The 14,038-nt window shown below is 74.6% G+C and carries 13 protein-coding genes; 6 read left to right on the plus strand and 7 right to left on the minus strand.

What is annotated here, in order from left to right; genetic code table 11:
* The first annotated feature begins 22 nt into the window (after positions 1 to 22).
* Positions 23 to 1,591, plus strand: coding sequence for a histidine ammonia-lyase (gene hutH / locus ABEA34_RS13495; RefSeq protein WP_345521816.1), 1,569 nt, complete (start codon positions 23 to 25; stop codon positions 1,589 to 1,591).
* Here hutH and ABEA34_RS13500 read toward each other — a convergent pair.
* The 3 genes from ABEA34_RS13500 to ABEA34_RS13510 form a co-directional block, all read right to left on the minus strand.
* Positions 1,588 to 2,820 carry a hypothetical protein gene (locus tag ABEA34_RS13500; RefSeq protein WP_345521817.1) on the minus strand — a complete coding sequence of 411 codons (1,233 nt, stop codon included), beginning with the start codon at positions 2,818 to 2,820 and terminating at the stop codon, positions 1,588 to 1,590. The genes hutH and ABEA34_RS13500 overlap by 4 nt on opposite strands.
* A 74-nt stretch (positions 2,821 to 2,894) precedes the next feature.
* Positions 2,895 to 3,551, minus strand: a complete 657-nt coding sequence (locus tag ABEA34_RS13505; RefSeq protein WP_345521818.1) for an HAAS signaling domain-containing protein — start codon at positions 3,549 to 3,551, stop codon at positions 2,895 to 2,897.
* Positions 3,548 to 3,886, minus strand: coding sequence for a PadR family transcriptional regulator (locus ABEA34_RS13510; protein ID WP_345521819.1), 339 nt, complete (start codon positions 3,884 to 3,886; stop codon positions 3,548 to 3,550). The genes ABEA34_RS13505 and ABEA34_RS13510 overlap by 4 nt, the downstream gene beginning before the upstream one ends.
* A gap of 142 nt (positions 3,887 to 4,028) precedes the next feature.
* Here ABEA34_RS13510 and hutU point away from each other — a divergent pair, with 142 nt between their 5' ends.
* Positions 4,029 to 5,699 (plus strand): urocanate hydratase, encoded by a 1,671-nt coding sequence (gene hutU, locus ABEA34_RS13515; protein ID WP_345521820.1) that lies wholly within the window; start codon positions 4,029 to 4,031, stop codon positions 5,697 to 5,699.
* Positions 5,700 to 5,702: 3 nt separating this feature from the next.
* On the opposite strand, the gene ABEA34_RS13520 is transcribed toward hutU, so the two are convergent.
* Positions 5,703 to 6,488 (minus strand): hypothetical protein, encoded by a 786-nt coding sequence (locus ABEA34_RS13520; RefSeq protein ID WP_345521821.1) that lies wholly within the window; start codon positions 6,486 to 6,488, stop codon positions 5,703 to 5,705.
* A gap of 73 nt (positions 6,489 to 6,561) precedes the next feature.
* A complete protein-coding gene (locus tag ABEA34_RS13525; protein WP_345521822.1) occupies positions 6,562 to 7,446 on the minus strand; it encodes a MurR/RpiR family transcriptional regulator in 885 nt (294 codons plus the stop codon).
* Between the two features lie 90 nt (positions 7,447 to 7,536).
* Here ABEA34_RS13525 and ABEA34_RS13530 point away from each other — a divergent pair, with 90 nt between their 5' ends.
* Both ABEA34_RS13530 and ABEA34_RS13535 read left to right on the plus strand, forming a co-directional pair.
* Positions 7,537 to 8,559, plus strand: a complete 1,023-nt coding sequence (locus ABEA34_RS13530; RefSeq protein WP_345521823.1) for an ornithine cyclodeaminase family protein — start codon at positions 7,537 to 7,539, stop codon at positions 8,557 to 8,559.
* Positions 8,556 to 10,010 carry an aromatic amino acid lyase gene (locus ABEA34_RS13535; RefSeq protein ID WP_345521824.1) on the plus strand — a complete coding sequence of 485 codons (1,455 nt, stop codon included), beginning with the start codon at positions 8,556 to 8,558 and terminating at the stop codon, positions 10,008 to 10,010. The genes ABEA34_RS13530 and ABEA34_RS13535 overlap by 4 nt, the downstream gene beginning before the upstream one ends.
* Here ABEA34_RS13535 and ABEA34_RS13540 read toward each other — a convergent pair.
* A complete protein-coding gene (locus ABEA34_RS13540; RefSeq protein WP_345521825.1) occupies positions 9,973 to 10,986 on the minus strand; it encodes a LacI family DNA-binding transcriptional regulator in 1,014 nt (337 codons plus the stop codon). The genes ABEA34_RS13535 and ABEA34_RS13540 overlap by 38 nt on opposite strands.
* 81 nt (positions 10,987 to 11,067) lie before the next feature.
* Here ABEA34_RS13540 and ABEA34_RS13545 point away from each other — a divergent pair, with 81 nt between their 5' ends.
* Complete coding sequence (locus tag ABEA34_RS13545; RefSeq protein ID WP_345521826.1) at positions 11,068 to 12,030, plus strand: amidohydrolase family protein; 963 nt, start codon at positions 11,068 to 11,070, stop codon at positions 12,028 to 12,030.
* Complete coding sequence (locus tag ABEA34_RS13550) at positions 12,027 to 12,575, plus strand: cysteine dioxygenase (protein WP_345521828.1); 549 nt, start codon at positions 12,027 to 12,029, stop codon at positions 12,573 to 12,575. The genes ABEA34_RS13545 and ABEA34_RS13550 overlap by 4 nt, the downstream gene beginning before the upstream one ends.
* Here the strand turns inward: ABEA34_RS13550 and ABEA34_RS13555 are convergent, their stop codons facing one another.
* Positions 12,576 to 14,030, minus strand: a complete 1,455-nt coding sequence (locus ABEA34_RS13555; protein ID WP_345521829.1) for an aromatic amino acid lyase — start codon at positions 14,028 to 14,030, stop codon at positions 12,576 to 12,578.
* Positions 14,031 to 14,038 lie beyond the last annotated feature (8 nt).

The following is a 14,038-nucleotide window of genomic DNA, read 5'->3' on the forward strand; positions in this document are numbered from 1 at the left end:
CCGGGCGACGAGGATGGCGGGCATGACGACCGGCGCCCCTGACCTGCCCACGACCATCGAGGTCGGCGTCGGTGCCGTGTCGTTCGACGACCTGCTCGCGGTGGCCCGGTACGGCGCCGCGGTGCGTCTTGCCGAGGACGCCCTGGCCGCGATCGACCGCGCCCGGGCGGTCGTCGAGGAGCTGGCCGGCGCGCCGACCCCGGCGTACGGGATCTCGACCGGCTTCGGCGCGCTCGCCACCCGGCACATCCCGACCGAGATGCGCGCCCAGCTCCAGCGGTCGCTGGTGCGCTCGCACGCGGCGGGCTCGGGTCCCGAGGTCGAGCGCGAGGTGGTGCGCGCGCTGATGCTGCTGCGCCTCTCGACGCTGGCGACCGGCCACACCGGCGTACGCCGGGAGACGGCCGAGCTGCTCGCCGGGCTGCTGTCCCACGGCATCACCCCGGTGGTGCGCGAGTACGGCTCGCTCGGGTGCTCCGGCGACCTCGCGCCGCTGTCGCACTGCGCCCTGGCGCTGATGGGCGAGGGCGAGGTGCGCGACGCGACCGGGACGTTGATGCCGGCGGCCGAGGCGCTCGCGGCGGCCGGGCTGACGCCCGTCGAGCTGGCCGCCAAGGAGGGCCTGGCGCTGATCAACGGCACCGACGGCATGCTCGGCATGCTGGTGATGGCGATCGCCGACCTGCGGATGCTGCTCCGGACGGCGGACGTCGCGGCCGCCATGTCGGTCGAGGGCCAGCTCGCCACCGACCGGGTCTTCGCTGCCGAGCTGCAGGCGATCCGGCCGCACCCCGGGCAGGCGCTGTCGGCGGCCAACCTGGTCGCGCTGCTCGCCGGCTCGGGCGTCGTCGCGTCCCACCGCGGTCCCGACTGCAACCGGGTCCAGGACGCGTACTCGTTGCGCTGCTCGCCCCAGGTCCAGGGTGCCGCCCGCGACACCGTCGAGCACGCCGCGATGGTGGCCGGCCGCGAGCTCGCGTCAGCGGTCGACAACCCGGTGGTGCTGGCGGAGGACGGACGGGTCGAGTCCAACGGCAACTTCCACGGGGCGCCGGTCGCGTACGTGCTCGACTTCCTCGCGATCGTCGCCGCGGACGTGGCGTCGATCAGCGAGCGGCGTACGGACCGCTTCCTCGACAAGGCCCGCAACCACGGACTCCCGCCGTTCCTCGCCCACGACCCGGGCGTCGACAGCGGCCACATGATCGCGCAGTACACCCAGGCCGCGATCGTCTCGGAGATGAAGCGTCTCGCGGTGCCGGCCTCGGTCGACTCGATCCCGTCGAGCGCCATGCAGGAGGACCACGTGTCGATGGGCTGGTCGGCCGCGCGCAAGCTGCGCCGCTCGGTCGACGGGTTGACCCGGGTCGTCGCGATCGAGGTGCTCACGGCCGCCCGCGCGCTCGACTTCCGGCGCCCGCTCGAGCCGTCGCCCGCGACCGGTGCCGTCGTCGCGCTGCTGCGCTCGTCCGGCATCGAGGGGCCGGGCCCCGACCGCTACCTGTCGCCCGAGATCGAGGCTGCGGTCGCACTCGTCCGGACCGGCGCGGTGCTCGCAGCCGCGGAGTCGGTGGTCGGCGAGCTGGCCTAGCTGTCGCCGATGCGGACGGTCACGGTGTGGCTCGCTCCGTCGGTTGACACGAGGGCCAGGTAGCCCTGGCCGGAGATCGTCCGGGCGACGTCGTGGGGCAGTGACGGAGGCCGCGTCCCCAGGCAGCTGAGGACGCTGGTGCACGGCGCCGGGGGAGCGTCCGCGGCCCAGGTCAGCGTCCAGCCGGTCGTCGCGGCGGGCCCGACCACCTCGATCGAGTGGTCGCCGGTGAGGTCGAAGAGCGCCAGTCCGGCCAGGTCGTGGCCGGCCGTCAGCTCGAGATCACCGGACCCGTCGACGTGTCCCGGGTCGACGCTCCTCAGCGTGAGCGACCCCTGGGCGCGGGGGGTGTTCGGCGTGACGCGGGCGACGTACGCGCCCGGAGCGAGGTGCCACGGACCTCCCGTGCGGGTGGGGTCGGGCTGCCCGCCGAGCGGCTCGACGTCGACGGGGCCGGGCCCGGTCGAGATCCACGTGTCGTCGGCGACGGAGAAGCGGACGGCGTACTCACCCACCGGCCGGCCCCCGACCGGCGCGAGCTTGACCGGCGGCCCGTCCACCTGACCCGCGAGCTTCGTCGGCGTGACGAGGCAGACCCGGGCGCCGGCGGCGACGACGGTGTACCTGCCCCGCTTCCTCGGCGGCACGGGCACCAGCAGCCTGCCGTCCTCGAAGACGAGGCGGTCGCCGTAGCCCACCGCCCGGCTGCCGTCGGGGCCGACCACGCCGGCGTGGCGGCCGAGCAGGATCACGCGTCCCTTCTCCGGCGGGACGAAGCTCGCCGCGTCGCTGTACCCCTTGTGCTCCCGGAGCCTGACGGGTGCGCCGTTGGGCTCGAGCCGGAGGTCCCGGAACGGCACCGCCCGCAGCGAGTAGGCGGCCTCGTCGCCGGGGCACGGCCTGTAGGTCCACGACCAGGTGCCGGTCCTCGACAGCCGGGTCGTGGGGTCGAGCGTGGCCATCGCGAGCGTGGCGCCGCGCGGGCCGCGGAGGGTGAAGGTCTGGGTGCAGGAGGTCATCGGCAGCGGCTGCACGAAGACCTGGACCACGTCGCCCTTCCTTGCCCGGTGCTTGAGGGTGACCGGCTTGCCGGGACGTCCGTGGACGACGGGGATCGGACGTGGCACGGTGTCCGTCCGGAACACCTCGGGCTGGTCCCGGGACTCTGCGGGCCCGGTCGTGCTCGTCGACAGACCGGCGAGCAGCAGCACCGCCGTCAGCGCAGGCATGACCCGCATCCGCATCTGCCACCTCCCCGTAGGACCCGGTCAGTGTGGCAGAGATCGCCTCCCGGGGAGACGGTTCAGGAGGGGCGACGGAGGCGGGTGAGGCGCCAGATCGTGTAGCCCTGGAACGCGAGGTAGGCGATGCCGAGCGCGAGCGCCAGCCAGGCGTAGGAGTGTCCGCCGGGCGAGCCCACGTAGCAGGTCGAGGACTCCGTCACCTGGCTGCCCTCGGTGACCCGGACGGGGTCGGAGCAGCTGCCGTCCGAGGAGCTGGTGGTGAACGACGCCACCAGGACCACGAACACCAGCGGGAAGCCGGTGGCCAGGCCGGCGAGGCCCAGCGCCTTCTCCCGGCCGGTCCAGGTCTTCGACACGGCGAGCAGCACGATGCCGGCCACCCACGCGACCGCGCCGAGGGGCCAGAGGATGAACAGCAGCTCGGCGACGACCAGGCAGATGATCGCGCTGGTCTCCACCGTCCGCGACGCCCGAGGTGCGGGCGGCGCGACGTACACGGGAGGGCCGGCGGCCGCCACCACCTCGGCGGGCGGGCCCAGCCGGTCGAGCGTCGTCCGTACGTCGGCCTCGCCACTCTCGGGTCGCAGTGCCGAGACGAGGTGCTCCCGGATGTCCTCGACCAGCTCGCGCGCCTGGTCGGGTGGCAGCTGCCGGGCCCGGGCCTCCAGCTCCTGGAGGTACGCCGAGGCCAGGGGGTGCAGCTCGTCGGTGTTCATGAGTTCCTTCCTTCGAGGACCTCGTCGACGGCCTTCTTGAAGTCCGTCCACGATCCGCGGAACTGCTCCAGCGCCCGGCGGCCGCGTGGAGTGAGGCGGTAGTAGCGACGCGGCGGGCCGCTCGGCGACTCCTGCCAGCTGGTGGCGACGAGCTCGTCCTTGCGGAGCCGGCTCAGCAGCGGGTAGATGGTGCCCTCGCTGGCGACCAGCCCGGCGTCCGACAGCTCGGTCACCAGGTCGTAGCCGTAGCGCTCCTCGTCGGCGAGCAGCGCCAGCACGCAGTGCTCCAGGACGCCCCGCCGGAGCTGCGCGACGGCGGAGTCGATCGGGGGCACAGATGCAGGGTAGTGCCGGGTACCTTGTCGTGCAAGGTAACAGTCGAGGTCTGGGATCCGAGACGTTGCTCGCCTCCCGGTGCTGGCGTGGTCTCGGGAGGCAGGCGTTGGATGGGGGCATCCCCGTCCCAGAGGAGCCGCGATGAACGACTCGCCCCGGAACCCCCGGTTGCCCATCCATGCCGCGCACGGCACCGAGCTGACCGCGAAGTCGTGGCAGACCGAGGCGCCGCTGCGGATGCTGATGAACAACCTCGACCCCGAGAACGCCGAGCGTCCCGAGGACCTCGTCGTGTACGGCGGCACCGGCAAGGCCGCGCGCAGCTGGGAGGCGTACGACGCCCTGGTGCGCACCCTCACCACGCTCGAGGACGACGAGACGATGCTCGTGCAGTCCGGCAAGCCGGTCGGCGTGATGCGCACCAGCCCCTGGGCGCCACGCGTCCTGATCGCCAACTCCAACCTGGTGGGCGACTGGGCCAACTGGGAGGAGTTCCGCCGGCTCGAGGACCTGGGGCTGACGATGTACGGCCAGATGACCGCCGGGTCCTGGATCTACATCGGCACCCAGGGGATCCTGCAGGGGACCTTCGAGACCTTCGCCGCCGTCGCCGACAAGCGGTTCGGCGGCACCCTGGCCGGCACCATCACCGTGACCGCCGGCCTCGGCGGCATGGGCGGGGCCCAGCCGCTCGCCGTCACCATGAACGACGGCGTGGTGATCTGCATCGAGTGCGACCAGAGCCGCATCGCGCGCCGGATCGAGCACCGCTACCTCGACGTCCAGGCCGCGTCGCTGGAGGAGGCCGTGGAGATGGCCGTCGCCGCCCGCGACGAGCGCCGCCCGCTCTCCATCGGCGTCCTCGGCAACGCGGCGGAGATGCTGCCCGCGCTGCTCGACTCGGACGCCCCGATCGACATCGTCACCGACCAGACCTCGGCCCACGACCCGCTCTTCTACCTGCCGGTCGGCGTGCCGTTCGAGGAGTGGCAGGCGCAGCGCGAGGCCGACCCGGCCGGGTTCACCAAGGCCGCGCAGGCGTCGATGGCCACCCACGTCCGGGCGATGGTCGAGTTCCAGGACAAGGGCGCCGAGGTCTTCGACTACGGCAACTCGATCCGCGACGAGGCCCGCAAGGGCGGATACGACCGCGCGTTCGACTTCCCCGGCTTCGTGCCGGCGTACATCCGACCCCTCTTCTGCGAGGGCAAGGGCCCCTTCCGCTGGGCCGCGCTGTCCGGCGACCCGGCGGACATCGCCGCCACGGACAAGGCGATCCTCGAGCTCTTCCCCGACAACGAGCGGCTGCGGAAGTGGATCACCATGGCGGGGGAGAAGGTCGCCTTCCAGGGTCTGCCCGCGCGCATCTGCTGGCTGGGGTACGGCGAGCGCCACCTCGCGGGGCTGAAGTTCAACGAGATGGTCGCGTCCGGCGAGCTCAAGGCGCCGATCGTGATCGGCCGCGACCACCTCGACTGCGGGTCGGTCGCCTCGCCGTACCGCGAGACCGAGGCGATGCTCGACGGCTCCGACGCCATCGCGGACTGGGCGATCCTCAACGCCCTGGTCAACACGGCGTCCGGCGCGTCCTGGGTGTCCTTCCACCACGGCGGCGGCGTCGGCATGGGCCGCTCGCTGCACGCCGGCCAGGTCTGCGTGGCCGACGGCAGCGAGCTCGCCGCCCAGAAGATCGAGCGGGTCCTCACCAACGACCCCGGCATGGGCGTGATCCGCCACGTCGACGCGGGCTACGACCGCGCGGTCGAGGTCGCCGAGGAGCGGGGGGTCCGGATCCCGGTGCGCGAGGGCTGACCCTCACCGGCACCCGCCGCCGCTCACGCACGACTTGCGCGCGGTGCCCTTGCGTGCCGCGGCGGGGACGGTGGCGCTGTCGTCCAGCACGGTCACGGAGCCGACACCCGGGGTGCCGCTGGTCGCGCTGCCGCCGCTCGCCCCCGAGGTGCAGCCGCCGGAGAGGTTGACCGTGTGGTCACCGGCCGGGACCGGGCCGTCGGTGATGCCCGCGAGGTGGATCGCCGGGAAGCCGGCGTAGTCGAAGCTGATCGAGACCGCCTCGCCGAGCTGCATCGAGCTGGACACGACCGGCGTCCCGTCGACCGCGATCCACCACCGCACGAAGCTGGACGACGGGCACTGGAGCTGCCCGCTCCCGGTGAAGTCGACGAGCAGGCGTCCCGCCTTCGTCGTCGTGAACGTCGCGGCGGACGTCGTCACCCCCGCCGCCGGCAGCGTCGCGCTGCCGCCGAGGCCGACCACCTGGTTGGCCTCGGCCTTCGTCAGGTACGCCGCAGCCGGCGACCCCGCGAGCCGGTCGGCGTCGGTGGCCCTGGCTGCCTTGGCCACGGTGCCGACGATGTTGCTCGGCAGGCGGCCGGTGCGCTTGCTGGTCGCGACCAGCTTGCCCTTGCGGGCCTTGATGCTGGCGGCCGAGCCGACGGCGTGCTTGTGGTCGACGGTGTCGGCGTTCAGTGCCTTGGCGATGGCCGGACCGCCGGCGAGGCCGACGGACGTGATCAGGGCGGCGGCCGACAGCACGACGGCGACCCGGTTCCCCGTGCGGGGGGCTGAGTTGGTGGGCATCTGCCAACGGTGCGCCGCACTCCCGGGACGCACATGACCCGTCTGGGGTGTATCCAGCGCCGGGTGCGGTGCCTCAGTCCGGGTCGGAGCCCGGCTGGTGCAGCCAGGTGTCGACCTGGCCCTCGTAGGCCTCCAGCCGGTCCTGGGTACGCCGGGGGTGGGTGCTCGCGACGCCGTCCAGCAGCGCCATCGCCAGCACGACGGGTGCGGCGTGGGAGTCGAAGACCATGCCGGTGCCGACGGGAGCGACCAGCACGTGGTCGGCGTCGTCGGCGAAGTCGACGAACGGCGTGTCGACCAGCAGCACCGTCGGGATGCCCAGGTCGCGCGCGTGCCGCAGCGCCCGGACGGTGGAGGCGGGGTAGCGCGGCATGGCGACCACGACCACCGCGGCGCCGCCGGCGTGGTGCATCTGGGTCAGGGCGTCGGTCGCGGTGTCGGCGTCGGTGACCAGCCGGACGTCGTCGACGATGCGCCGCGCGAAGTAGGCGGCGTACGACGCGAGCGCGGCCGAGGCGCGGATCCCGACGATGCCCAGGACCCGGGCGTCGGCGAGCGTGGCGACGGCGGCGGTCATGGCGGGCGAGCCCAGCGTGCCGCGCAGCGCGGACAGGTTGGCCTCGGCCTCGGCGACCGGGTCGGCCGGGGCGAGGTCGTGCGGCTCGGGGCCGCCGCCGAGGATCACCGTGCGCAGCGCGGCCCGGAAGTCGGCGTACGTCGCGAAGCCCAGCGTCGAGGCGAACCTGGTCACCGTCGGCTGGCTGACGCCGGCCCGGAGGGCGGCCTCGGACGTGGAGAGGAAGGCGGCATCGGGCATGGTGTCCATGAACGACTGCGCCACCCGGCGCTGGGTCGGCGACAGCCGGTGGCTGCGACACTGCTCCACCAGCCACTGGCGGGCAGCGGTCGCACTGCGGACCGGGTCCAAGCCGCCGTCCTCGCCGGCACGCTGCGTCACACGTCCCTCCTCCAGCTCGGCCCACCTCGGCGCGACGGTTGCGCCGGGTCCCATCCTTGCTTGTCCCGCCCCCTACGAAATGAGGCATCCATGACGACGAGCGGCGACGGCCTCTGGCTGCGCTTCGTCTCCGGCCCCGACATCGACGCCCTGGGCCTGACGCCCGCCGACATCGTGGCGGCCGCGTCCGAGGTGGTCGCCGCCCACGGTCGCGGCGAGACGGTGTTCGAGCCGCGCACCCACCTCGAGCCCGACAACGACGGCCGCGGTCACTTCAACGTGCTCCGCGGACACGTCTCCACCCTGGGCGACCACGGGGTCAGCGGCATCAAGGTCGTCGGCGACTTCGTGTCCAACTACGAGGTGGGGCTGCCGAGCGAGCTCGCGCTGCTGACGCTCTACGACCCGTGGACCGGCGTGCCCCGGGCCATCCTCGACGCCACGCTGATCACCGAGGCCCGCACCGGTGCGATGACCGCGGTGGGCGCCCGGCACCTGGCCCGCCCGGACGCCAAGGTGCTCGGCCACATCGGCGCCCGCGGCACCGCGCACTCCAACATCGTGATGCTCGACGCGATGTTCGACCTCGACGAGATCCGGGTGACCAGCCGGCGGCCCGAGTCGCGCGAGGCGTTCGCCGAGCAGCTGCGCGCGGAGCTGTCCACGCCGGTCGTCGTCACCGAGTCGGCCGCCGAGACCATCGACGGCGCGGACATCGCCGTCGAGGCGACGCGTCTGCGCGAGCCGGCGTCGCTGATCACCGGCGACCTGCTCGCGCCGGGCTCCCTGCTGGTGCCCTACGGCACGATCAGCGCGCTCGACCCGGACCTGCTCGACGTCGTCGACAAGGTCGTCGTGGACGACTGGCGCGAGGCGCAGGCCGGCAGCTTCGGCGCCCTGCGTCCGCACCTGCGATCGGGTGCGCTGACCCGCGGCACCCTGCACGCGGAGCTCGGCGAGGTCGTGACCGGCGCACGACCGGGGCGCGAGAACGACCAGGAACGCATCCTCTTCTGGCACCGCGGCCTGTCGATCCTCGACGTCGCCGTCGGCCACCTCATCCTCGAGCGCGCGGAGGCCGCGGACCTCGGGACGATGGTGCGGTTCCGATGACCGTCGTCGTCGACGGGCCGGAGGACCTGGACCGCCGCGCCGTGCTCGCGGTCGCGCACGGCGCACCGGTGCGGCTGACCGACGCGCTGCTCGGGCGCTTGGCCGCGGGCCGCCGTACGGCGCTGGCGGCCCTGGCCGACGGGCCCGACGTCTACGGCGTCACGACCGGCATGGGGGCGCTGAGCGACACCCGGCTCGACGCCGCCGAGCAGGCCGACCACTCGCGGCGGCTGATGCTGGCCCGGGCGGTCGGCGGTCCGCCGTACCTGTCGCGCACCGAGACCCGCGCGCTGCTCGCCGTGCGCCTGCGGATGTTCCTGGCCGGCGACGCGGCCGTGTCGGCCGGGCTGTGCTCGTGGCTGGTCACGCTCCTCGACCACGACGCGCTGCCGGACGTGCCGCGCACCGGCTCCGGGGCGGCGGGCGAGATCCTGCCGCTCGCCCATGCCTGGGGACACCTCGCCGGCGTGGGTCGGCCGCTCGACACCGGTGGCGCGGAGCCGCCGCGGCTCGGCCCCAAGGAGGGCATCGCGCTGCTCGCCGGCGTCCCGACGGCCACGGCGCTCGCGGCCCTGCGCGGCACCGACCTGGACCGGTTGGTCGCCCAGACCACGGTGGTCGCGGCCGCCGGGATCGTGCTGCTGGGCGCGAGCCGCGACCCCTACCTGCCGGCGGTCGCCCGCGGTGACGCCGAGCTCGCCGCGGTCCTCGCCGGTCTGGGGGAGTACGTCGGCCCGCTCGCCGAGCCGCGGCACCTGCAGGCCCCGGTCTCGGTCCGGGTCGCCGGGCCGGTGCTGGCCCACCTGCGGCGCGAGGAGGCCCGCCTGGGCGACGTGGTCGACCGGGCGCTCGCCGCCGTCGCCGACTCCCCGGCGTACCTCTCGACGGAGGACGGCGAGCGCTTCGTGGGGACGCCGAGCTTCCACGGGCTCGACCACGCCGCGGGCTTCGACGCCGCGCGTGCGGCGGTGGTGCACGCGGCCGCGGTCGGCGCCGCCCGCCTGCACCGGCTCCTGGACCCGGCGGTGACCGGGCTCCCGGCCCAGCTCAGCGCCGACCCCGGGCCCCAGGCCGGGCTCACCCCCGTGCACAAGCGTGCGGTCGCCGTCGTCCACGAGGTCGCCGGCTGGCCCGCGACCCACGTGTCGCCGATGGAGACCTCGAACGGCCAGGAGGACGTGCAGACCTTCGCGCTCGAGGCCGCGGAACGACTGCGGCTCGCCCTCGAGGCCGCCGAGACGGTGCTGGCCTGCGAGCTGCTCGCGCTGCACCAGGCGCGGCTGCTGGCGCCGGAGCGGATGGGGGCGGCCCGGGGCGACCTGTCCCTGCTGCTCGACCAGGTGTCCGAGGTGCTGCCCGCCGGGATCGAGGACCGGCCCTGGGGCGAGGACGTCGAGCGGCTCCGCGAGCTGCTCAGGAGCGGCTGGGCGCAGCGCCCGTCGAGCCCCTGACGACCAGGCTCGGCGAGATCGTGATGGTGCGCAGCGGCTGGTCGTCGTCGATGGCGGCCAGCAGCTGACCGACGGCCGCGTCGACGACCGCACCGCGTCCCCAGTCCACCGTGGTCAGCCCCGGACCGGCGAGGTCGGCGAACTCGACGTCCTCGAAGCCCACCACGGACAGGTCCCCGGGCACGTCGAGCCCGAGCTCCCGGGCGGCGCGCAGCACGCCGAACGCGAACGAGTCGGTCAGGCAGAACGCCGCCGTCGGCCGGTCCGGTCCGGTCAGCGCGGCCGCCAGGTGGTTGGTCATGGTCGCGGGGTCGGCGGTCGCGGGCGGGGTGCGGACCAGGTCGACGACCATGCCGCAGCGCTTGGCCTCGCGGGCCACCAGTCGCTCCGCCGGGCGGTCGGGCGTGCTGGGCCGCTCGGGCAGCACGGCGGCGATGCGGCGGTGGCCGAGCCCGGCGAGGTGGTCGAAGACGAGCGCGAAGCCGGCGGCGTTGTCGAAGACGACGGCGCCGGCCGAGGGCGCCTCGGCGAGGCGGTCGCCGATCGCGACCACGGGGAGCTGGCGGGCCAGGTCCTCCCACTGCGGGGCGAACGGGTCGAGCGGCGCGACCATCAGCCCGTCGGGGCGCTGGTCGCGGAGCCGGGCCAGCAGCGCCTCCTCGCGCTCCGGGTGGCCGTCGGCATCGGCCACCAGGGAGTGCCGACCCTGCGCGAGCAGCGCCCGGGCGAGGTCGGCGGTGAGGGACTGCTGCCAGAGGTCGCGGGTGGAGCCGCACAGCACGGCGACGGTGCGTGAACGTCCGCTCGCGAGCGCGGAGGCGATCGGGTTGATCTGGTAGCCGAGGGCCGTCGCGGCCTCCTGCACTCGCCGGACCGTGTCGTCCGAGCCGCGCTCGCCCCGGAGCGCGTACGAGACGGTCGCCGGCGCGAGGCCGACGGCGTCCGCGACGTCCTGGAGCGTGGGGCGCTTAGGCACGGGTCGAGCATATGGCGCGCCGCCGACACTCCTCGGCGTGTGGGCTTGCGCTTCGTTAAGTGCAGTGGTTTAGTAGGTAATATGAAGCGCTTCACTTCCCCGGAGAGCGCCGGCGGCGGGACCCAGCTGGCGGTCGGACCCGTCGCTGACTGCCACCAGCACCTCTGGCCCGAGGCCTTCATCGACGAGCTCCGTCGCCGCTCCCACGGCCCCCGGCTCCGGGGCTGGGAGCTGCTCCTGGACGGCGAGCCGGCGTACGCCGTCGACCCGGCCGCCCACGACCTCGCCGCCCGGCGCGCGATCGACGCCGCCGACGGCATCGACCTCACCGTGCTCTCGCTGTCCAGCCCCCTCGGCATCGAGACGATGGCCCCCGACGAGGCCGCGCCCCTGCTCGACGCCTGGCACGACCTCGCCGACGACCTGGAGCGCCGCGACGTCGACGGGTACGCCGTCTGGGCGGCCGTCAACGTCGTCGAGCCCGACCTGGCGGCCCTCGCGACGACGCTGCGGCACCCGCGCGTGCGCGGCCTGCAGGTGCCCGCGACCGCCCTCCTCGACCCGGCCGCCCTGGAGCGGCTGGCGCCGGTGCTCGCCGTCGTGCAGGCGGCCGACCTGCCGGTGCTCGTGCACCCCGGCCCGGCGACCGCGTCCGACCTGGTCCCCGGCTGGTGGCCCGCGCTCACGTCGTACACCGCGCAGCTCACGGCGGCCTGGTTCGCCTGGCACGTCGCCGGCCGCGCGCTGCTGCCCCAGCTGCGGATCGCGTTCGTCGGCCTCGCCGGTCTCGCACCGCTCCACCACGAGCGCCTCGGTCAGCGCGGCGGAGCGCTCGGGCCGATCGACCCGCTCGTGCACTACGAGACCTCGTCGTACGGCATGCGCGCGATCGACGCCCTGATCCGCGTCGTCGGCATCGACCCGATCGTGCACGGGTCCGACCGGCCCTACGCCCTCCCCACCGATCCCGGACTCGGCGATGCCTTCAGCCACGCCTTGTTCGTCGCCAATCCCGCCCACCTCATGAACGGAGCACCGCGATGACCCTCGCCCCTGCACAGCCCTCGGCCGTCGCCGCGTGTGCGCTCACCGCGGACCAGCTGCCGTCGCTGCCCGGCCGCGTCCTCGACCCGCAGGAGCTGCTCGCCTGGGTGCGCGAGCTGGCCGCCGACCCGGAGCTCTGGGAGCAGCACGTCCGGCACGACACCGACGGCCGGCACTTCGTGTCGCTCTACCGCGACGCCGACATCGACGTCTGGCTGCTGTGCTGGAACACCGTCGACGACACCGGCTGGCACGACCACGACACGTCGTCCGGCGCGGTCGCGGTCACCCAGGGCGCGGTCGTCGAGAACCGGCCGCGCCTCGGTGGCGAGCCGGCGACCCGCACGGTGGGCGCGGGCCGGTCGTTCGCGTTCGGCCCTGACCACATCCACCGGATGGCGGGCGCCATCGACGGCTCGGTCTCGATCCACGCCTACTCGCCGCCGCTGTGGCGGATGGGTCAGTACTCCATCAGCTCGTCCGGCGTGATGCGCCGCTACTCCGTCTCGTACGCCGACGAGCTCCGCCCGCTGGTGGGCGACTAGCTACAGGCTGCGCAGCAGCTCCACGGCCGCCTCGAGCTCCGGACCGACCACGTGGTCGCGCCGTACGTCGGGCAGCGCCGCGTCGGCGCGCGCGAAGAGGTCGGCCGCCGGGCAGTCGACGACCCGGCCGGGGTCGAGGCGCAGGGCGCGCACCGCAGCGACCAGCTCGCAGGCGAGCAGCTCGGGCAGCAGCCCCAGGAGGTCGTGGCTCGCCCAGGCGGCCTGCGTCGAGTGGCTCGCGTGCTCCTCGAGGCCGAGCGACAGGACGGCACGCTGGGCGGTGACCGGAGCGGCGGTCGCCCGGATGCGCGCCAGCAGGTCGGCCGCGACGTACTCGACGATCATCAGCCCCGAGCTGCCCGCCGGGCCGTCGGCGAGGAAGCTCGGCAGCCCGGTCAGGTCGGGCTCGAGCAGCGCCGCGAGCCGCGCCGTCGACAGGGTGAGGGCCGGTACGGCGGCGGCGCGCACGGCGTCGAGCGCGGCCGCGAGCCGCTGGGTCAGGAACTGGCCGTGGTGCAACGTGGTGCCGTCGACGACCAGGGGGTTCTCCGCCGCGGCGCCGATCTCGGCGGCGAGGGCCCGGTCGGCGGCGCCCAGCGCCTCCTCCCACGGGCCGTGGACCTGCGGCACGGCGCGCAGCCCGAACGGGTCCTGGAGACGGGCGGACGCACGCGCCGGCCCGGTGAGCAGCGAGGTCAGGCGGGCGGCCACCTCGGCGGCGTACGGGTCGTCCTTGGCGGCGTGCACCCGCGGGTCGTAGGCCTGCAGGGAGCCCCGGAGGGCGAGGTGGGACAGCGCGGCGGTCTGCTCAGCGGCCCGGGCCAGCGCGGCGAGGCCGGTCACGGCGATCGAGCCGACGGCGGCGGTCAGGGCGTTGCTGCTCGCGAACGGGAGGGCGTCGCCGTCGGCGACGGGGGCGGCCGCGGCGGACCCGTGCCGCCACGGCAGCTCGCCGACCAGGGTGAGGCCCAGCTCGGAGAGCGCGGTCAGGTCGGCGGTGCCGATGCCGCCGTACGTGTGGAGGCGAGGCACGGCGCCGACGGCGAGCGCCTCGGCCAACGTCTGCACCAGCGCCGGGTCGACCCCGGAGCCGCCGCGGAGCAGCTGGTGGAGGCGCACGAGCATGGTCCCGCGGGCGACCTCGTCGCTCAGCTCGGGCCCGAAGGCGCCGGCGTGGCTGCGCCACAGTCTGAGCGTGTGGCTGTCGTTGTCGGCGGGCTCTGCTTCGATGGTGACGTGACGCAACGCGCCGACGCCCGTGGTCAGGCCGTAGACCGCGCCCTCGGCACGTGCGGAGTCCAGGCCCGCGCGCGCCCGACGGACCGGGGCCAGCGCGTCGCCGTCGTACTCCTCGAGCCGCACCTCGATCCCGGCGGTGCCGGGGTCGGCCGCGTAGGCCGCGACGTCGGCCGGGCGCAGGCCCGGCGAGGCGATGTGCCGCGTGGTCGACGTCATGGCCGCAT

Source organism: Nocardioides conyzicola (assembly GCF_039543825.1).
Classification (GTDB): domain Bacteria; phylum Actinomycetota; class Actinomycetes; order Propionibacteriales; family Nocardioidaceae; genus Nocardioides; species Nocardioides conyzicola.